The sequence below is a fragment of the Bacillus sp. R45 genome (genome assembly GCF_021729365.1).
Taxonomy (GTDB): domain Bacteria; phylum Bacillota; class Bacilli; order Bacillales; family Bacillaceae; genus Bacillus; species Bacillus velezensis.
Window position 1 is genome coordinate 3802608 of sequence record NZ_CP091421.1, and the last position, 20489, is coordinate 3823096.

Genomic DNA, 20489 nt, shown 5'->3' on the forward strand with positions numbered 1-20489 from the left:
CAAGCTGAGGGCGGGTTACTTAAACCAGCCCTTTTCCTTTGATCGGGTAATGGCTTCAATTCGATTTTTCACTTCTAGTTTATCCAGAATCATCGAAACGTAATTGCGGACTGTGCCGCTTTTGATGCTGAGGGCGTTTGCGATTTCTTTCGTGTTTTTTCCGTCTGCGACAAGCTCGAGCACCTCTTTTTCCCGTTCGGTCAGCGGGTTTTCTTCACTATAAATGTCCTCCATTAATTCAGGTGCATAGACGCGTCTCCCTTTCATGACGCTGCGGATGGCGCTGACGAGCTCATCGCTCGGGCTGTCCTTGAGCATGTACCCGCTGACGCCTGCTTTTAGCGCCCGCTGAAAATAGCCGGAGCGGGCAAAGGTCGTCAAAATGATGATTTTCACACCGCTGTCCTTGAGTTCTTCTGCCGCTTCAAGACCTGATTTCCCGGGCATTTCGATATCCATCAGACAGATGTCGGGCGCATGTTTTTCCACGAAATCGATGGCATCCTGGCCGCTTGTGCCTTTGCCGACAACCGTCATATCCTCTTCTAAATTCAACAGCGAACCGAGTGCGCCGAGCAGCATTTGCTGATCCTCGGCAATGAAGATGTTGATCATCTGCTACCATCCTTTTCTTTTGATTTTGAATCATTCGGGATTCTCATGGTCAGCTTTGTTCCGGCGGCTGTATCGATGGCTAAACTGCCGTTTGCGAATTCAAGACGTTCCCTCATTCCAAGCAGGCCGTGCCCCTTTGAAAAAAAGCGGTCTTCTCTGCATTGAAAGCTTCCGTCATCTTCTACCGTAATGACAACCTCTTTCCAAAGCTGCTGAATGGTGATGCGGCATACTTTGGCGCCGCTGTGTTTCACGACATTGGTGACGGCTTCTTTAATGCACATGCTGACGATGTTTTCGTTCAGCAAAGAGATATGTTTGGGCGCTTCTTTTTCTTCATACACAAATTCAATTCCTGCCGCTTCAAGAATTTGTCGAACATTGCCGAGCTCATCCTTCAATCGGATGCCTTTCATCGATGAGACGATTTGTCTGACCTCATTTAAGGAAGTGCGGGCCGTCTGCTGCACGCTTTTCAGCTCAGCGCGGGCCTGTTCAGGGTCCTTATATATCAGCTTTCGGGCAAGGTCGCTTTTCAGTCCGATTAAGGAGAGCTTTTGTCCAAGTGTATCGTGAAGGTCCCGGGCGATGCGCTGCCTTTCTTCCAGCTTCACAAGATCGGCAATTCGCTCATTTGCATATTCTAATTTCTCCTCAAGGCGCTCCCGTGCCTTTCTGCTTCGAATGCTGAGCGGAAGCAGGATGGCACTGATCAGTGTAATGACGATAAACGGAATTTGTGTCAAAAACCATTCTTTTTTCAGAACAAGGCTGAAGTTGACGGCAACCGCCGCACTGATGATATGAATGTAATATAAGATGTAAAATGGAACTTTGTCTCGGATATGGCCGATGAAGTAGGCGATAAAGAAGGCGAAATAAATATAACTGAACAGCATGGCTGAGCCGGTCGAAATGCCGATCAGAAGAAGCGCCCATAAGTAAAGCGGCCAGCCTTTTGCAACAAATGCAAAGCGGTATGCGCCAAAGAAAACGAGCGTGAAAATGATGCCGGCCACGATGACGAAGGTAGAAGAGCTTTTAAAAATAAAATAAAAAGGCAGGATGAAAAAAATCGTCCATATATAAGGAGAAATCCCGTTCAGTTTTTGAAATTTAAAATACTTCTTCATCTTTGTTCCACCTTCTGCTGCTTGTGTCTACCATCACTTTATCAAAACACCGCCTTCATTGCACCCTCACGCATGAAGAGAAGGCTCTTTCTGATAAGAGAAAGAGCCGTGCGCCGTATCAGGCATTTTTCTTTAAAGGTTCTTTCGGCACCGGATGGGGCGCCGATGTTTTCCGCGCCTCCCGGAAGGTGACAAACTGCTTTTCGTCCTCATCCCACAGACGGAATTTCATGGATTCAAGACTTGTTTTAAGCGTAATGGTCGGTACGTTTTTTAAAGGCTCGTGTCCCTCATGAGCGGCTTCCAGCTTGTAGTTCGGCACCTTCGGACTTAAGTGGTGGACATGATGATAGCCGATATTGCCCGTCAGCCATTGCAAAAGCTTCGGCAGCTTGTAAAAGGAGCTTCCTTCTACCGCGGCCTGCACATAATCCCAATGCTCATCGGCTTCAAAATAAGAATCCTCAAACGTGTGCTGAACATAAAAGAGCCAGACGCCGATTGACCCCGAAATAAGGAAAATCGGACCCTGAACAAGCAAAAAGTTTTCCCAGCCGAGAAGCAAGCACGTCGCAGCAGCCAATAAGACAATCGCCGCGTTCGTGAAATAGGTGTTCCAGCGCTCCTTGCGGCGGGCGCCTTTTACATTGAAACGGTTTTTAATCAGAAATACGTAAATCGGGCCGAGAATAAACATAATAAACGGATTGCGATAAAGTCTGTAGCGTATTTTTGTCCAGGCTGACGCTTCGTTATATTCCTTGACGGTCATCATCCAAATATCGCCGGTGCCCCGTTTATCTAAGTTGCTGCTTGTCGCATGATGAATGGAGTGGCTTCGCTGCCATTGAAGGAACGGAAACAGTGTCAGCACACCTGAAATAAACCCGAACAGCCGGTTCAGCTTCTTTTGTTTGAAAAAGGATTGGTGGCAGCAGTCGTGGAAAATAATAAAGATTCTTGTCAAAAATCCCGCTGCTATAACAGTACAGGCGAGGGTCAGAAGATAGGAGACATTGAGGCTGAAGTAAGCAAGAAACCAAAGGGCAAAAAACGGCACAAACGTGTTGAAAAGCTGAATGATACTATGCTTTGTATCGGCGCCGGAAAATGCGGCAACCTGCTTTTTTAAAGACGCTTGTTTTTGAGTTGCGGCGTGATTGATCATGAATGTCATGTCCCTTCTTTTTCATTATGACCTCAAGTATAACGGGGCGCCCGACGCGGTTGTAGTAGCAGCCATCATGCCCCGAATATGACATTTGTCATGTTTGGCGGCAGAATGCTGATCAGGCGTCATATGGAAGGTTTCTTTCATATCTGCACTTCTCAAAGAAAACAGCAAAAAAGAACCCGGCCTGTTTTCGGCCGAGTTCTTTTTCATCATCCTCACAGCAAAATCACCCGATACTTCTTCACATCCAAAAACTGCAGAAACTCCCGGGCCAGCATATCCGGCGCGTGGTCTTTTCCTTCATGAAGACGATATTGAATCAGACCGACGAGCATGGACGCGACATAGTATGCATAGAGCTTTTTGCCCGCCTGAATGTGCAGAGGCTGATGAAGATAAAACGATTGCAGCGCTCTGAACATTTCCGGGATGACGTCAGGCACTCCTGAACCCTCTCTCAGAAAATGAACGAGCGGAAGGCCGCCGGACAGCGCCGAAAAGAGCCGGACGAGCGCGGCTTCCGCTTCTTCCACGGAGCAGTCGGCAGGGTCTCCTTTCACCGTCAATAATCCGATCAGATCCCGGCATGATTGATGGATGATCGTTTTCAGCAATGCTTCTTTGTTGGCGTAATGGTCATAAAAAGTGGCACGGCGGAGGTTGCTTTGACGGGCAATATCGGAAATCGTGATCGCCGCGTACTCTTTTTTTTCCGCCATTAAGCCGATCATGGCTTCTTGCAAGGCCTGCCTCGTCCTTGTCACCCGGCGGTCGGCGGGCTTTTTTTCTTCTTGTTCCGGCACCCGGCGGCCGAACAGCCAGTAAAACCGTTTTTGAGAAATCAAATCCCACACCTGTCCGCTGATTTCTTCCGGGGATGCCCCGGGCTCCTCATTCAGCCAGTACAACACAATGGCATATGTGTATAACGCGCGGTAATGAATGTACATATCCTGTTCAGTCGGTGAGAAATCCGCATTGACCGGTGACAGCAGCACATCATGCCGGAACACATCTTTTAAAAAAGCATGAACGTGAAAATACGGCATTTTATGACGATCCATCATCGTTTGAAAAAACACCCGGTGCCGGTCAACAAAAGACAGTGTCGGATGCACTTTTTGCCATCCGCCCTGTAAATGAAGCACATCTTTATTCTTCAGCGAATCATACAGCGCTTCGCTCAGCCCGTCTTTCATTTCTTCCTCTATATCCTCTAAAATCGCATATTTATCTTCGTAATAAAGGTACAGTGTCCCCCGGCTCACGTGCGCCCGTTCGGCGATGTCCTTCATGGTCACACGGCGGATATCCCGCTCTCCAAGCATGGCCAAAAGCGCTTGTTTAATGTCATTTGTCATAGAATCCGGCATAAGAGACACTCCTTTCATTAGACAGATCACGGCAATTTGTACGGTAACGTATAGATGCGTTTACGCTGTCTTTGCCGCAAAAACACATCACATTATAATAGGCCCTGAAGAAATAAAAAAGCAACCAGAGGAGGAAAACCGATGGATCAGCATATAAAAGCAGACATCAAACGCGTCTTTGCGCTTCAGAAAAAAAATCAAAAAACGCTGCGTGCTTCAACAGCCGGGCAGCGCAGAGAAAAGCTTCAGCGCTTTTTAGATGCCGTCACCGCACATGAAGAAGAAATCATCGAGGCGATCAGACGGGACGTCCGCAAGCCTTATCATGAGGTGAAAAGAGCGGAAACGCAGGGAACGATCAAGGCGATTAAAGATAATATGAACAATCTCGACACCTGGATGGCGCCGAAACGCGTCGGCTCATCCGTCAGCCCCGACGCTGACGGCGTATTAATGTACGAGCCAAAAGGCCTTACCTTAATTCTCGGCCCATGGAATTATCCGTTTATGCTGACGATGGCTCCGCTTGCGGCTGCCATTGCGGCGGGAAACAGCGCGATTGTGAAGCTGTCCGATTTTACGATGGAGACGAGCCATATCGCCGCGACAGTTATTCGCGAGGCATTTCACGAAGAAGAAGTCGCCATTTTTGAAGGTGAGGTCGATGTCGCGACAGAACTGCTCGACCAGCCGTTTGACCACATTTTCTTCACCGGAAGCACGAATGTCGGTAAAATCGTCATGACGGCAGCGGCGAAGCATTTGTCGTCCGTCACGCTTGAGCTTGGCGGAAAGAGCCCGACGATCATCGACAGCGGCTATGATTTGATGGACGCGGCGAAAAAAATCGCCGTCGGCAAATTTGTCAATGCGGGGCAAACATGTATCGCCCCTGACTATCTCCTTATGAAGGAAGATGTACAGGACACCTTTACAGATCTTCTGCAGACCATTGTCAATGCAGGTTTTATGGAGGATGATCATACGGTTGACCGCAACAAATTCACGCAGATTGTCAATGACCGCAACTTTAACCGTGTCAAAGCCCTGTATGATGATGCCATTGAAAAAGGGGCAAAAACGGCGTTCGGCGGCGTATTCGATGCTCATGACCGCACGATTTCTCCGACCGTGCTGACAAACGTCACGCCTGATATGAAGATCATGCAGGAAGAAATCTTCGCACCGATTCTGCCGATTATGAATTACGAAGATATCAGTGAAGCCGTTGATTACATCACTGAACGGGACAAGCCGCTTGCCTTGTATGTATTCAGCCATAATCAGGAGCTGATCGATTATGTTCTGCAGCATACGACGTCCGGCAATGCTTCTGTCAATGATGTCGTCGTTCATTTCACTGACGTCAACCTTCCGTTCGGCGGTGTCAATACGAGCGGGATCGGTTCATATCACGGTGTGTACGGCTTTAAAGAATTCTCTCATGAAAAAGGCGTATTCATTCAAGCTTCTAAATAAAAAAAGAATCCGCGTGCGCGGATTCTTTTTTATTATTTTTTTGCCCCGAATGCGAGCAGTTTCGTATAAGTGCCGACGTAGAGCGTGCCGTCTTCAGCCAGAACCGGGGAGGAAATGACATTGCTGTCTGTTTGATAGCGCCATTTTTCATTCCCGTCAGCGTCAACCGCATAGACGTTTTTATCGTCAGAACCGAAGTACACATTGCCGTCCGCATCAATCAGCGGCGCCGTTCTCACAGGCCCGTCCGTATAGAAAGACCAGTTCATATTACCGGTTTTGCTGATGGAAAACAGCTCGCCGCTTCCCGAACCGATATACACATTGCCGTTATGGTCGATTGCTAATGAAGAGCTGGAGAAACCGTTTAACGGGAACGTCCACTTTACAGCACCCGTTGATGTATAGGCGTATAAGTTGCCGTCCTGGTTTCCGGCGTAAACGGTGCCGTCTCTATCAATAACCGGATAACCTTTAAACCCGTTGGACGTCGTTTTTGACCATTTCACTTGGCCCGTTCCGGAATTGATCGCGTAAAAGATATTATTGTACGTTGCCGTATACAGAGTGCCGTTTGATGCTAACACGGGAGCGGAGCCGACCACGCCGTTTGTTTTAAATTTCCACTTCTGCGTCCATGTCGAAGGCGACGTCGGTTTAATCGCATAGATATAGTTATCCAGCGTCGACACATACAGCGTGCCGTCAGAGCCGATAGCCGCATCGGAACTCGGCGCCCCGCTCAGCGGAACCGATGTTAAAATGTTTCCGGTTTCTTTGTCGATGAAATACAGTTTTTTATCGTGAGAAGGAAGATAAATGACACCGTTTGTTCCGAGCACCGGAGTCAGCGTATAGGTCGTCCCGAGGTTTTCCGTCACCCATTTCACAGTACCGTCCGAATGATACGCCGTCAGCTTCCCGTCTTTTGATTGAATAAATACGGTGCCGTCCCCGTCAACCGCGGCTCCCGCACCGTTTTGAGGGGTGGCCGGAACATTCTTTTCCCATTTTAACGCGCCATCGGCAGTGCTTGTAAACCGGCTTTCCCTTGACCAGTTGAACATCGTCGGAGACATCGCCTGCGCGTCATACCGTCCCGCCAAGAAGCCGGATGCCGCATGATTTTGTTTAAATACCGTTTCCGCGGCTTGAGCAGCCGCCGGATGCAGCCATTTTGCCCCCGGCAGATCAGAAACCGCCCCCACAGATAAAGCCGCAGCAACCGCAGCGCCGGCCGCCAATGTTTTCATTCGCAATGAAGCTGTCTTTTTTTTCAATGTCAGTTCCTCCCGTTTCTATTAAAAACTGCTATACCGCTTTCATCATACCATAATCATCCTATGAAATATTTGTATTTTCGGTAGATTTATAGAACAAATGTCACATAGCCTGCTGATGCTTCGGGGATGATCGAAACGCGGCAATATACCACACCACATTGACGATGAAAGCCGCGCCTGACCAAACGAAAAGACCGTAATAAAGAGACAGCTCCTGCCCTAAGGAAATTGCGGTCAATAACGCCACCAACAAGACAGCCGCGCAAATGATAAGCCCGATCCCGCAAAAAACAGCCATGATGATTTTCATGACACGAACACCGAGAATATACATAATGAGCGGGACCGCATATATAACAAGGATCTGACCGACGGCGGCCCACATGCCCGCGGAATTAAAACGATTCGCGTTCGGCCCCGTTTCTGCAAGCGGAGAAAGCGAGACGAGGACCGGCAATAAACAAAACATCAGAGCGGAAAGCAAGGTCATCGCAACCGCACCTTTTTTCTTTTGATTCATGTGAATATCCTCCTGACAATAACCCGGCTTTTTTACCGGTAATCTGATAATATGTTATATTTTAGCACGATATTTACTTAATTTGAGAATGTTTTGTCAAAAACGAATTTACAAATCCAGAAAAATAGATATAATAAACGTTATGGAACCGATATTGATTCATAAAGCGTTATCTAACAAAACACGAAGTGATATTATGACGTGGCTTAAACACCCGGAAGACCATTTTGATGAAAGACCTTATCTTGATCAGGGACTCAGTTTCCGCACCGGAATTTGCGTCGGTGATATTCAGGCAAAGTCAGGGCTTGCGCAATCCGTCATCTCCAGCTACCTGCTGACGATGCAAAAAGCCGGCCTGCTGGAATCCGAACGAATCGGAAAGTGGACCTATTACAGAAGAAATGAAAAACAAATTAAAGCCTTTGCTGACTATGTCCAGCACCAGCTATAACCATGAAAGGAGGGCTTTTTTTGTTCTAACATATCTACTTTTCTATATATGTAGTTAAATAAAAGGAGGCATACATAACAATGAAAAAAAGCAGCTCCATCTTCATTCTATTTTTGGCACTAGGGGTTTTCGGGATTATCACGACCGAGATGGGCATTATCGGCGTTCTTCCGCAAGTGGCGGACAGATTTCATATTTCTGCTTCAAAAGCGGGATGGCTTGTCAGTATTTTCGCGTTCATCGTCGCTGTGTCGGGACCGTTTTTGACCTTGCTTGCTTCAGGTATAAACCGGAAATACATTCTGCTTTTAGCGGTGCTGATGTTTGCCGTTTCAAATGCGGTCTACGCGTATACGGCGCATTTCAATGTCATGTTGGCGTTTCGGATCATTCCGGCTTTATGCCACCCGGTGTTCTTTTCTGTAGCGCTTGCGGCCGCGGCCCGGCTTGTCCCCGCCGGCCAATCCGGAAAAGCCGTAACGAAAGTCTTTTCAGGCATCACCGCCGGCTTTGCGTTCGGCGTGCCTTTCACGTCTTATCTGGCGGATCGTCTCTCTCTTGAAGCCGCCTTCTTATTCGGCGCTATCATCAGTCTCATCGCGTTCACGGGCATTCTTCTCTTTTTGCCATCCATGCCGGTCACAGAAAAAATGTCTTTCAGTAGCCAGCTCGGCATTCTTCGCAAACCGGCTTTGTGGCTCAATATCGCTGCCGTCACCTGTCTCTTTGCGGCCATGTTTTCTGTCTACAGCTATTTTGCGGAGTACCTCGGGCGGGTGTCCCATATGATCGGCACATGGGTCAGCTTCATGCTGATGAGTTTCGGGGTGATTATGATAGCCGGGAATTTCGTCTTCGGTGCTTTGTTATATAAAAATATGAAAAAGACCGTCATCCTGTTTCCGCTTCTTTATACAGCCGCCTACTTGCTCATATACGGGTTTGGGACGTCTTTCGCGCCGATGGCCGTCCTCGTCTTCGTATGGGGCGCCGTTCATTCCGGCGGTCTCATTGTCAGCCAGACATGGCTTACTGCGGAAGCAAAGGAGGCGCCTGAATTCGGCAACAGCCTGTTTGTCTCTTTTTCCAACCTCGGCATCACCATCGGAACGGCGGCGGGCGGCTGGTTTATTTCACATTTGGGAATCCATCAGCTGATGTGGTGCGGCATCATGTTTGCCCTTCTGGCTTTCGGGCTGATCATGGGACGCTTGGCATGGGGAAAGAGGCTGCTCGCAGAAGCTTAAGCTCCATTGCAAAATCCGGAATGTTTACGTATAATATTCCAGATTAAAGCAAGGGAGAGAAAAGGATACATGGAAAGACCGGCAGGATTTTGGATTCGGTTTCTGGCTTACGTCATTGATCAAATCATCATAGGAATTCCGATTTTTATCATACAATTTATGGTCTCTTTTTTATTTGCGGCAGGCGTTGCGGCGGCTGACCCCTTCATGACCGAAAATCAGTTTAACATCTCTTTTCTGGTGTTCGGCGTCATCCCGATTCTTGTGAGCTCTTTTGTAATCAGCATCTTATATTTCAGCCTGCTCACAGCCTCAAAGATGCAGGGGACCCTGGGAAAAGCATTGCTCGGCCTTAAGGTCGTCAATGAAGATGGCGGACGCATTTCCATCGGCCAGGCCTTCGGACGCGCTTTCGCCTATATCATATCCAAGCTCATTCTTTATATCGGATTCATCATGGGTGCCTTCGGAGAGAAAAAAACGCTGCACGACATCATGTGCAGCACCCGGGTTGTTTATAAATAATGTCCCCAAGTCCGGGCCTTTTGAGCCCGGGCTTTTTTATGACGGCTGTGCCCGCCTGATGTCAATGCTGCCTTCTCCGTCAGCCTCAATGCGGATCGTCCCGTTCACAATGACAGACAGCGGATGGAACTCCGCATGCTGATCAGAAAAAATCCAGCGGCGGCCGCTCGGCCCTAAAAGCAAAAACGCCCCATCATTGTAATCACCCATAAAATGAAACCCGTTTTCCTTAAGAGGCGCGCCGTCTCTCACCGGTATACCGAAACGCTGCAGCTCCTTCCCCGTCGATACCACCTCGGCAGCCGTCAGATTCACCTCACCGATATTCAGAACGGACTCAATCGAAAAACGTTCCGCGCTTGGCGGCGATGTGCCTCTCGCGATGAATTCCGCCAGATTGTTGGACGGATCTTTAAAATAAAAGGAACGCGCCTGAATATGGGAGAAATACACCTCATCCTCCCCATCTTCCGTTTGAAAAACGACTTTATCCTTTATCCACGCCTTCGCCTCATCAAAACGATTATTCGGAATATTAAACGCGAAATGATACGTCGGATGAGAGTGAGAATCGGCGCGCCTGAATTCCAACTCACTTTCTCCCGCCTTGATGGTAAACGAATCACCGGACTCATCAATTAAAGGAAAACCTAACACCCGTTCATAGAAGTGTTTCGTCTCCTCCAACGCACAACTGTACAAAGTAATGTGATTTATTTGCATGATCATACCCCCTTTGGTTTATACTGCCATATAGAGGGGGTGATTCCTACTGTTTCGATTCACCAATTGAGAATCCTCCTTTCGCCCGGCGCTACACATGACAAGCAGCGCCAAACCGCTTATACCAGGCGTTATTAAATGTCTAAAGCAAAAAAAGCAGAAAATAATACCCCATATAGCTTGACAAAAAATAAATGTTATTTAATAATCTATATATAATTAGAATTATTATTGAAAGATAAAGTGAATGCTTTGTCTTTTTAATATATTTCAAATCACATTTCAGGAGGAAGATATTATGTCTTTAATCGGAAAAGAAGTACTGCCATTCGAAGCAAAAGCTTTCAAAAACGGTGAATTCATCGATGTAACAAACGAAGATTTGAAAGGTCAATGGAGCGTTTTCTGCTTCTACCCAGCGGATTTCTCTTTCGTTTGCCCGACTGAACTTGAAGATCTTCAAGGACAATACGCTGCACTGAAAGAATTAGGTGTTGAAGTATACTCTGTTTCTACGGATACTCACTTCGTACACAAAGGCTGGCATGACAGCTCTGAAAAAATCGGCAAAATCACTTACGCAATGATCGGTGACCCATCTCAAACGATCTCCCGCAACTTCGACGTTCTTGACGAAGAAACTGGTCTTGCTGACCGCGGAACATTCATCATCGATCCTGATGGCGTTATCCAAACAGTTGAAATCAATGCAGGCGGTATCGGCCGTGACGCAAGCAACCTAGTAAACAAAGTAAAAGCAGCTCAATACGTTCGTCAAAACCCAGGTGAAGTCTGCCCGGCTAAATGGGAAGAAGGCGGCGAAACACTTACACCTAGCCTTGATTTGGTAGGTAAAATCTAAGGAGTGCATTCCATTGGTACTTGATGCAAATATCAAAGCACAATTAAATCAATACATGCAGCTAATTGAGAACGACATTGTTCTCAAAGTAAGCGCCGGTGACGATGACACTTCTAAGGACATGCTGGCTCTCGTTGACGAACTGGCTTCCATGTCATCTAAAATTTCAGTTGAAAAAACTGAATTAAACAGAACACCGAGCTTCAGCGTTAATCGTACCGGAGAAGACACAGGCGTTACATTCGCCGGTGTTCCTCTCGGCCACGAATTTACATCATTAGTGCTGGCATTGCTTCAAGTCAGCGGCAGAGCGCCTAAGGCTGATCAAAAGGTCATTGACCAGATTAAGAACATCAGCGGAGAATACCGCTTTGAGTCTTATATCAGCCTGACGTGCCACAATTGCCCTGATGTCGTCCAAGCATTAAACATGATGAGTGTGCTCAACCCGAATATCACACATACAATGATTGACGGCGCGGCATTCAAAGAAGAAGTAGAAAGCAAAAACATCATGGCTGTTCCGACTGTTTTCTTAAACGGTGAATCTTTCGGCAGCGGCCGTATGACCATCGAAGAGATTCTCGCGAAAATGGGCAGCGGCGCAGATGCGTCTGAGTTTGCCGACAAAGAGCCGTTTGACGTTCTTGTTGTCGGCGGCGGACCTGCCGGCGCAAGCGCGGCGATCTACACGGCGCGTAAAGGCATCCGCACCGGTGTCGTCGCTGAACGCTTCGGCGGCCAGGTACTCGACACCATGAGCATCGAAAACTTCATCAGCGTCAAAGCGACTGAAGGACCGAAGCTCGCTGCAAGCCTTGAAGAGCACGTGAAAGATTATGATATTGACGTCATGAACCTTCAGCGCGCGAAACGCCTTGAGAAAAAAGACCTCTTCGAACTTGAACTTGAAAACGGCGCTGTACTGAAAAGTAAAACAGTGATCCTTTCAACAGGTGCCCGCTGGCGCAATGTCAACGTACCTGGTGAGCAAGAGTTCAAAAACAAAGGTGTTGCATACTGCCCGCACTGTGACGGACCATTATTTGAAGGCAAAGACGTAGCCGTTATCGGCGGCGGAAACTCCGGAATCGAAGCGGCGATTGACCTTGCAGGTATCGTCAATCACGTGACTGTGCTGGAGTTCGCGCCTGAACTGAAAGCAGACGAAGTCCTGCAAAAACGTCTTTACAGCCTGCCGAACGTCACTGTGCACAAAAATGCACAAACGAAAGAAATCACAGGCGACCAAAACGTAAACGGCATTACGTTCGTTGACCGTGAAACAGGCGAAGAAAAACACGTTGAACTCCAAGGTGTATTCGTCCAAATCGGTCTCGTGCCTAATACAGAATGGTTAGACGAAACCGTCGAACGCAACCGCATCGGCGAAATCATCGTCGATAAGAGCGGCGCGACAAGCGTTCCCGGCCTATTTGCCGCAGGGGACTGCACAGACGGCCCGTACAACCAAATCATTATCTCCATGGGATCAGGTGCAACTGCCGCTTTAGGCGCATTTGATTATTTGATCCGGAATTAATGTAAAAAGCGCTACCCTGCTTACACGGCAGGATAGCGCTTTTTTTATATTAAAACGGCATACTGCATAGCAGTACACCGTCTGAAGTCATTCAATCTGTCTTTCTCCCTCTCGCCCGATAGATAAGAAACAATCCAATAAACCACAGCGGCGTCAGCAGCAAAGCCGGGCGCGTCGCATCCGCAAACAGCATAATCACCAGAATGAAGGCAAACAGCGCCAGCACGGCGTAATTGATAAACGGCGCAAACGGCGCCTTGAAAGACGAGCTTGCGTGTAAGTCCGGACGGGTTTTCCTGTATCTGATATGACAGACAAGAATCACACCCCACACCCAAATGAAACAAATCGCGCTGATGGTTGTCACGATGCCAAAGGCTGCTTCCGGTATCAATTTGCTTAAAAGAGCGCCCGCTGACAGCACAATAACCGATATCCATAACGCGCGGCTCGGCACATGATTTTTATTCAGCTTCGCAAAACTTGCCGGCGCCTGTTTCGTTTTGCTTAAGTTATACAGAATCCGGCTTGTTGAAAACATCCCGCTGTTACAAGCAGAAGCGGCAGACGTTAATACGACAAAATTAATGATTCCCGCGGCTAACGGAATGCCGACCAGACTGAAGGTCTTTACAAAAGGACTTTCCGTTGCATTCAGCTGCATCCACGGGTTAATACATAAAAGAATGATCAATGCCCCGACGTAGAAAAATAAAATCCGCAATGGAATTTTATTGATAGCGGACGGAATATTTTTTTTCGGATTTGACGTTTCCGCCGCCGACACACCCACTAATTCCACACCGACATAGGCGAAGATCACCATCTGAAATGAAAGCAAAAAGCCTGAAAATCCGTTCGGGAACAAGCCGCCGTGCTCCCACAGATTCGCCGCTGAAACCGTTCCGGTATGCGTTTTGAACCCAATCACCAGCAGAACCACCCCGATGACAATTAACGCGAGAATCGTGACTACCTTAATTAAGGCGAACCAAAACTCCAATTCTCCAAAAATCTTAACCGTTAACAAATTAAGCCCTAATAAAATGAGCAAACAGATAAGTGCCGGAATCCACTGCGGAATATCAAACCAATATTTCACATACACACCGACGGCGATCACATCCGCCATAGCCGTCATAATCCAGCAAAACCAGTAGGTCCAGCCGGTGACAAACGCTGCACGCAGTCCTAAATACGCCTCGGCTATATCCGTTAATGATTGGTACCCCGCTTTAGATAACAGCAGTTCTCCCAGCGCCCGCATGACGAAAAAAAGCGCAATACCTACAATAAAATACGCAAAGATGATAGAAGGACCCGCCAGCTGAATCGCCTTACCGGACCCTAAAAACAATCCGGTACCGATCGTGCCGCCAATAGCGATCAGCTGCACGTGCCGATTCGATAAGTCCCTCTTTAGCTCTCGCTGCTCCACATCTGACTCCTCCTTACCTCTCTAGTGAACGATGAGCAAAAAAAGCCAATAAAAAAAGAGATTGGATGCCCTCCAATCTCATGGTCATAAGAATATCAAATTATATTTGCGCCGCTGACAATCAACAGCATGACAAATACATATTCGGTACTCTTCTGTCCTTTTGCCTGAGATTGTGAACCCTTCGGCGCCGCGGAAAACCCGCGGTCTCTCCAGAAGCCGCTCCTGCTGTAGTGCGACCCACAGCAATCATAGCCTGCTACGTATTGAGTTTCCGATAGAAATAACTATCAGCTAACTTTTTATTTTAATGGAAGTTGAATGCATTGTCAACAGGGGTATACGCTCACAGCGTTATCCCGGTCCAATTTTTGATGCCTGAAGCGCCGTATCTTCCGTTTTCATTGTCTCAAAAAGGCGTTATGCGGTACTATCATATAAGGTCTAATCATTTAAACATTATGTCATACTTTAAATTCACTTTATCATACAATTGCTCGTAAATAAAAAGGGGATGGACGAGATTGGAAACCAAATATTTAGATCTGCTCGCACAAAAATACGATTGTGAAGAAAAAGTGGTCACGGAAATCATTAATCTGAAAGCGATACTGAACCTGCCGAAAGGAACCGAGCATTTCGTCAGTGATCTGCACGGGGAGTACCAGGCATTCCAGCACGTGCTGCGGAACGGTTCAGGAAGAGTAAAAGAGAAGATCCGCGATATTTTCAGCGGCGTCATTTACGATAGAGAAATTGATGAATTGGCGGCTTTGGTCTATTACCCGGAAGACAAACTGAAGCTGATCAAACATGGCTTTGATACGAAAGAGGCATTAAACGAGTGGTATAAAGAAACGATTCATCGGATGATTAAGCTCGTTTCTTATTGTTCTTCCAAGTACACCCGCTCCAAATTGCGCAAAGCACTGCCCGCCCAATTTGCTTATATTTCCGAAGAGCTGCTGTACAAAACAGAACAAGCCGCCAACAAGGAACAATACTACTCCGAAATCATAGAACAGATCATTGCGCTCGGCCAGGCCGATAAGCTGATCACCGGTCTTGCCTACAGCACGCAGCGATTGGTGGTCGACCATCTGCATGTTGTCGGCGATATTTATGACCGCGGACCGCAGCCGGATAAAATCATGGAAGAACTGATCAACTATCATTCAGTGGATATTCAATGGGGGAATCATGATGTTCTCTGGATAGGCGCTTATTCCGGCTCAAAAGTATGCCTGGCAAATATTATCCGCATCTGTGCCCGCTATGACAATCTGGATATTATTGAAGACGTTTACGGCATCAATCTGAGGCCGCTATTGAACCTTGCCGAAAAATATTACGATGATAACCCGTCTTTCCGCCCGAAAGCGGACGAAAACAGACCGGAAGATGAGATTAAACAAATCACAAAAATTCATCAGGCGATCGCGATGATCCAATTCAAGCTTGAGAGCCCGATTATTAAGAGACGGCCAAACTTTAATATGGAGGAACGGCTGTTACTGGAAAAGATTGATTATGACCGCAATGAAATTACGCTGAACGGAAAAACGTATCAACTGGAAAACACCTGCTTTGCGACGGTGAATCCCAAACAGCCTGACGAGCTGCTAGAAGAAGAAGCAGAAGTCATGGACAAGCTGCTGTTTTCTGTCCAGCACTCCGAAAAGCTGGGCCGCCATATGAATTTTATGATGAAAAAAGGCAGCCTGTATCTGAAATATAACGGCAACCTGTTGATTCACGGCTGTATTCCCGTCGATGAAAACGGCAGCATGGAAACGATGATGATAGAGGATAAAGCTTATGCGGGCCGTGAGCTGCTCGATGTATTTGAACGGTTCTTACGTGAAGCGTTTGCCCATCCGGAAGAAACCGATGATCTGGCGACAGATATGACGTGGTACTTATGGACAGGCGAATACTCCTCCCTCTTCGGAAAACGGGCCATGACAACCTTTGAGCGGTATTTCATTAAAGAGAAGGAAACGCATAAAGAAAAGAAAAACCCGTATTACTATTTGCGTGAAGACGAGGCAACCTGCCGAAACATCCTGAAGGAATTCGGCCTCAATCCTGATCACGGCCATATCATCAACGGCCATACACCGGTAAAAGAAATCGAAGGCGAAGATCCGATCAAGGCAAACGGAAAAATGATCGTCATCGACGGCGGCTTCTCCAAAGCCTACCAATCCACAACAGGCATCGCCGGCTACACGCTCTTATACAATTCCTACGGCATGCAGCTCGTCGCCCATAAACACTTTAACTCCAAGGCCGAAGTACTGAGCACCGGAACCGACGTCTTAACGGTGAAACGATTAGTCGACAAAGAGCTTGAGCGGAAGAAAGTGAAAGAAACAAACGTCGGTGAAGAACTGCTGAAAGAAGTGGCGATTTTGGAGAAACTGCGGGAGTATCGTTATATGAAGTGAAGAATATGGAGTTCAGAGATAATTCTCTGAGCTCTTTTTTTACGGTTGCGAACTAAGAAGTCCCTTTCCCTGTATGTAAAACAGATTTAACCGCTTCTTCAATCTCCCGATAACCGGTACATCTGCAAATATTGGACTCCAGCCAATTTTTAATCGTGTCATCACTTGCATTCGGCTCAGTATTCACTAAAGCATGACAATTCATGAGAAAACCCGGTGTGCAATAACCGCATTGAAACGCGAATTTTTCAATAAAGGCCTTTTGAATCGGCGTATTGATCAGTCCTTCAATTGTCGTAATATCCTTTCCTTCCCCTTCTGCCGCAAGCATTAAGCAAGATTTCATCGGCACCCCGTCCGTTAATACCGTACAGGCGCCGCAATCCCCATTTAAGCAGCCCGGCTTTGCACCAGTTAATCCGAGACGAAGACGAAGAGCAAATAACAAAGTATCAGCCGGTCTGACCGTCATCTGTCTTTCCTCGCCATTTACTTTCAACGTAATAGGATCAGACATTTGGACCTCCTTCTAATTCCCGTAAGGCATCTAAAATTGTATGTTGCAAGACAAATATTCGGTATTCACTTGAGCCTTCCGCATCATCAAGAACGGGTTTGGGTACATACTGTAAAGACCTGCGCGCTCTATCTTCTAATGAATAGCTTTTATCGTTAAGCACAGCCTCCATTTCAGCAGAACGAAACGGAAATGGACATACGCCGCTGAAAGCCATTCTGATCTCATCATCTTTTTTCAGCGCACAGACTGTCACCAATGGATATCCGACATTCCACTGCTGTCTTCTTTTGATACTGACAAATGGCAAGTCAACATACGCTCGATCGACAACGATATGAAATAAAAAATCACCTTTTTGCAATTGTATTTCCTTGTTAAATACTTTATTTATAGGATGGTAATGAATCCCCGCTCTCCCTGCAATCCCTAGCAAACTATCAGAAATCAGCAACGGCAGCACGGCCTCACGGTAGTAGATGCCCCCGCAAATGTTTCCGCCCAGGCTGATCTTATTTCGAGTCGTCCGATCGGCTATTTCACTTACTGTTTTACTTAATAGCGGAAATGGATTTTCTTCCTCCAGTTTCGTTAATGACACACCCGCTCCGATCACCAGTTCATGTTCATAAAAGCGGATGGTTTGAAATCCCGGAAGCGCGTTCATGTCTATCACCGCATCCGTATAGATGATATTCAGCCTTCCTAACGTGATAATTTCCGTGCCGCCGGAATAATACATTGGTGTTTTCTTTTCGGCCGCAAGCGAGTGAAATAGATTGATTGTTTCTTGAATGGTCTTCGGTTTAAAATAATCAAAATCAAACGGTATCATCTTTCCACCCCTCTTGCGTTCTCCATAATTGTTCGGGAATGAGAGGAAGTTGATTCAATTGGACACCTAAAGCGGCGGAAAGGCAATTTCCCAATGCGGCCGGCATCCCCAGCAGTCCGTGTTCCCCGCCGCCGCGCGCTCCATAAGGCGCAATCTCATGCGGGGTTTCAACAAATTCAATGATATATTCAGGCTGCTCTCCATAGTGAAGGGGGCGGTATGTTCTAAGCTGAGGATTTAATACTCTGCCATATGAATCAAAGACAAAGGTTTCTCTTCCTCCGAATGCGATTCCCATACTCATTCCGCCCATCACTTGACCCCTTGCAGCTTTTTCATTCAGTACAGTTCCTATATCCACAACAGAATAGGCTTTTGTAATCCGATACGTATAATCCCGCTTATCCAACTCAACTTCAATTCCCTGAGCACCGACAGCCCACTCGGGTCCCGGCTTTCCTCTTCCCGTTTCCCGGTCTAAATTCGTCATCCGGGTTAATGTGTAATTGCCGCTCGCAATGATTTGGCCGCCAATGGTATTTCCATTCGGAAACGTATATCCGTAAGCAATGTCTTTTATGTCAACATGTACAGAAGGATGATCTATAAAATAAACCTTTCCGTCGGCCACTTCCAATTCCTCGACAGGAACCCGCAACACACATGATGCCGCGTCCTTCAGCTTTCGAATGGCTTCTTCCGCTGCATTCAGTACGGCATTTCCGGCCATTAACGTCCCTCTGCTCCCCACGGTTTTCCAATGCTCGGGTGTTGTTTGTGTATCTACAAGCATTTTTACATGAATTTTGCTTATATCCATTTTCATTCGTTCCGCCAGGATTTGGGCTAGCACTGTTTTTGTCCCTGTTCCAATTTCCACTACCCCTGACATCAAATTAATGCTTCCATCGGGATTAAAGGTTAAAATAACCCCGGACGTTGCATTTGTATCAAATGTTGAGGTTTTCCAAATACAGCTGATTCCCTTCGCCCGTATCTTCCGGCCGTCGATTTCAATTCGCTGTCCCTCGTCCCAATTCATTAATTCCTTCAATCTTTCAATACATTTCGGTACATTTCCGACCGTGCTTGAATTGAGAAGAACTTGAGTCGGTGTGGTGTCACCGGGGCGAATGGCATTTTTATAGCGGAGTTCTAACGGGTCCATGTTCAGCTTTTCCGCCAATACATCCATCGTCCGCTCAAAAGCAAATAACACTTCAGCATGGCTGTAGCCTCTGAATGCACTTGGATATGGATGATTCGTATACATACAATATGAATCACACGATATATGGTCGATAGCGTACGGACCCGTACAATCAACCACCGCAGCCCGGCTGATGTCCACTCCTTTATCAGAGTATGCTCCGCCATCAAATAAAAGCTGAATGTCCGCCGCCTTTAAAATTCCATCCTTTGTGGCCCCTAATTTGACAATGGCATCCAATCCTACATGAACGGGAGATGTGATCATATCCTCTTCTCTCGTATTAAACAATTTGACGGGCCGGCCTCCGACTGCTTTTGATGCCAAATAGGCAATCACCTCTAACTGAACGGCTGCTTTTCCCCCGTACGCCCCGCCTACTAAAGGCGTTTTGACGATAACCTTTCCGGGTTCAATTCCAAAATACCACTGCATTAATTTTTTAATGGCAAAAGGAGCTTGAGAGGATGTGGTAATGATAATCTCCTCATCCGCCCGAATTTCAGCGATCGAGCATCTTGTCTCCATCGCAGCGTGATCAGAAGGGTTAAAGGAAATCTGGAATTCTGCTGTCACATGGCTTTCCCTAAATCCGTCTTCAATATTTCCTTTTCTAACCTTATCCACGTTTGCGATATTTGTCTTCGGAACCGGGAATACACCTTTTGTCTTCTCATAGCGGTCCGCATGTTCATGGACGAGCGGCGCATCCTTTTGAAAGGCCTCACGGGGGGAATTGACGACGGGAAGAGGTTTATAGGATACTTTGATGGCATCCGCGGCCTTTTTAGCTGTAATCGGATTTTCCGCAACAACAACAGCAACCGGCTCACCATGGTATCTGACCCTTTTGTAAGCAATCGGCGATCTGTCTTTAATTTCCTCACCTGCAAGCGGAAAAGGTTCATCCCCCAATATCGCTCTCACACCGGGAATCTTCCAAGCTTCTGAAAAGTCCATCGACACAATATCGGCATGAGCATATGGACTGGTCAGCATTTTTGCGTGCAACGTCCCTGTTTCTTGAAAATCATCCGTATATTTCGCTTTACCCGTCACTTTTTCAAGGGCCTCTTTCCGAATGACACTCTTCCCGATATACTCCAAC

General features: G+C 47.0%; 18 protein-coding genes and 1 riboswitch. Of the genes, 7 read left to right on the plus strand and 11 right to left on the minus strand.

Annotated elements, in window-relative coordinates:
- Positions 1 to 15 precede the first annotated feature (15 nt).
- The 4 genes from L3V45_RS18870 to L3V45_RS18885 form a co-directional block, all read right to left on the minus strand.
- On the minus strand, positions 16 to 615 hold the full coding sequence (locus tag L3V45_RS18870) for a response regulator transcription factor (RefSeq protein ID WP_007407848.1): 600 nt from the start codon (positions 613 to 615) through the stop codon (positions 16 to 18).
- Positions 612 to 1748, minus strand: a complete 1137-nt coding sequence (locus L3V45_RS18875) for a sensor histidine kinase (protein ID WP_004393210.1) — start codon at positions 1746 to 1748, stop codon at positions 612 to 614. Before L3V45_RS18875 ends, L3V45_RS18870 begins: the two co-directional genes overlap by 4 nt.
- 118 nt (positions 1749 to 1866) lie before the next feature.
- Positions 1867 to 2916 (minus strand): Delta(5) desaturase DesA, encoded by a 1050-nt coding sequence (locus tag L3V45_RS18880; protein ID WP_004393209.1) that lies wholly within the window; start codon positions 2914 to 2916, stop codon positions 1867 to 1869.
- Between the two features lie 221 nt (positions 2917 to 3137).
- Complete coding sequence (locus tag L3V45_RS18885) at positions 3138 to 4295, minus strand: TetR/AcrR family transcriptional regulator (protein ID WP_015387470.1); 1158 nt, start codon at positions 4293 to 4295, stop codon at positions 3138 to 3140.
- Positions 4296 to 4436: 141 nt separating this feature from the next.
- Here L3V45_RS18885 and L3V45_RS18890 point away from each other — a divergent pair, with 141 nt between their 5' ends.
- Positions 4437 to 5774 carry an aldehyde dehydrogenase family protein gene (locus L3V45_RS18890; protein WP_004393206.1) on the plus strand — a complete coding sequence of 446 codons (1338 nt, stop codon included), beginning with the start codon at positions 4437 to 4439 and terminating at the stop codon, positions 5772 to 5774.
- 32 nt (positions 5775 to 5806) lie between these two features.
- Here the strand turns inward: L3V45_RS18890 and L3V45_RS18895 are convergent, their stop codons facing one another.
- Both L3V45_RS18895 and L3V45_RS18900 read right to left on the minus strand, forming a co-directional pair.
- Positions 5807 to 7027: an outer membrane protein assembly factor BamB family protein gene (locus L3V45_RS18895; RefSeq protein WP_109955233.1), complete on the minus strand. Its 1221-nt coding sequence runs from the start codon at positions 7025 to 7027 to the stop codon at positions 5807 to 5809.
- A 130-nt stretch (positions 7028 to 7157) separates the two neighbouring features.
- Positions 7158 to 7577: a DUF5391 family protein gene (locus tag L3V45_RS18900; protein WP_236837203.1), complete on the minus strand. Its 420-nt coding sequence runs from the start codon at positions 7575 to 7577 to the stop codon at positions 7158 to 7160.
- A gap of 142 nt (positions 7578 to 7719) precedes the next feature.
- On the opposite strand from L3V45_RS18900, the gene L3V45_RS18905 reads away from it, so the two are divergent.
- The 3 genes from L3V45_RS18905 (at position 7720) to L3V45_RS18915 (ending at position 9803) form a co-directional block, all read left to right on the plus strand.
- Entirely contained in the window at positions 7720 to 8031 is a 312-nt protein-coding gene (locus L3V45_RS18905) for an ArsR/SmtB family transcription factor (RefSeq protein ID WP_007407855.1), read from the plus strand.
- 80 nt (positions 8032 to 8111) lie between these two features.
- Positions 8112 to 9278, plus strand: a complete 1167-nt coding sequence (locus tag L3V45_RS18910; protein WP_025853690.1) for an MFS transporter — start codon at positions 8112 to 8114, stop codon at positions 9276 to 9278.
- A gap of 69 nt (positions 9279 to 9347) precedes the next feature.
- A complete protein-coding gene (locus tag L3V45_RS18915; protein ID WP_004393190.1) occupies positions 9348 to 9803 on the plus strand; it encodes an RDD family protein in 456 nt (151 codons plus the stop codon).
- Between the two features lie 36 nt (positions 9804 to 9839).
- Here L3V45_RS18915 and L3V45_RS18920 read toward each other — a convergent pair whose 3' ends face one another.
- The gene (locus tag L3V45_RS18920; RefSeq protein WP_236837204.1) at positions 9840 to 10526 is read right to left on the minus strand and encodes a VOC family protein; all 687 of its coding nucleotides are present in this window, start codon (positions 10524 to 10526) and stop codon (positions 9840 to 9842) included.
- 298 nt (positions 10527 to 10824) lie between these two features.
- On the opposite strand from L3V45_RS18920, the gene ahpC reads away from it, so the two are divergent.
- Entirely contained in the window at positions 10825 to 11388 is a 564-nt protein-coding gene (gene ahpC, locus L3V45_RS18925; protein WP_004393188.1) for an alkyl hydroperoxide reductase subunit C, read from the plus strand.
- A gap of 13 nt (positions 11389 to 11401) precedes the next feature.
- A complete protein-coding gene (ahpF, locus tag L3V45_RS18930; RefSeq protein WP_007614902.1) occupies positions 11402 to 12931 on the plus strand; it encodes an alkyl hydroperoxide reductase subunit F in 1530 nt (509 codons plus the stop codon).
- Between the two features lie 91 nt (positions 12932 to 13022).
- Here ahpF and L3V45_RS18935 read toward each other — a convergent pair whose 3' ends face one another.
- The gene (locus L3V45_RS18935; RefSeq protein WP_060658651.1) at positions 13023 to 14369 is read right to left on the minus strand and encodes an amino acid permease; all 1347 of its coding nucleotides are present in this window, start codon (positions 14367 to 14369) and stop codon (positions 13023 to 13025) included.
- Between the two features lie 145 nt (positions 14370 to 14514).
- Positions 14515 to 14595, minus strand: a riboswitch (glycine riboswitch).
- Positions 14596 to 14893: 298 nt separating this feature from the next.
- On the opposite strand from L3V45_RS18935, the gene fbp reads away from it, so the two are divergent.
- Positions 14894 to 16819 carry a fructose-1,6-bisphosphatase gene (fbp, locus tag L3V45_RS18940; protein ID WP_015387465.1) on the plus strand — a complete coding sequence of 642 codons (1926 nt, stop codon included), beginning with the start codon at positions 14894 to 14896 and terminating at the stop codon, positions 16817 to 16819.
- Between the two features lie 52 nt (positions 16820 to 16871).
- Here the strand turns inward: fbp and L3V45_RS18945 are convergent, their stop codons facing one another.
- Genes L3V45_RS18945 through L3V45_RS18955 form a run of 3 tightly spaced genes read right to left on the minus strand, consistent with a single transcriptional unit; the run spans position 16872 to position 20488 of the window.
- A complete protein-coding gene (locus L3V45_RS18945; protein ID WP_071392502.1) occupies positions 16872 to 17336 on the minus strand; it encodes a (2Fe-2S)-binding protein in 465 nt (154 codons plus the stop codon).
- Complete coding sequence (locus L3V45_RS18950) at positions 17329 to 18171, minus strand: FAD binding domain-containing protein (RefSeq protein WP_014306144.1); 843 nt, start codon at positions 18169 to 18171, stop codon at positions 17329 to 17331. Before L3V45_RS18950 ends, L3V45_RS18945 begins: the two co-directional genes overlap by 8 nt.
- Positions 18158 to 20488 (minus strand): xanthine dehydrogenase family protein molybdopterin-binding subunit, encoded by a 2331-nt coding sequence (locus L3V45_RS18955; protein WP_213403686.1) that lies wholly within the window; start codon positions 20486 to 20488, stop codon positions 18158 to 18160. Before L3V45_RS18955 ends, L3V45_RS18950 begins: the two co-directional genes overlap by 14 nt.
- Between the last annotated feature and the right edge of the window lies 1 nt (position 20489).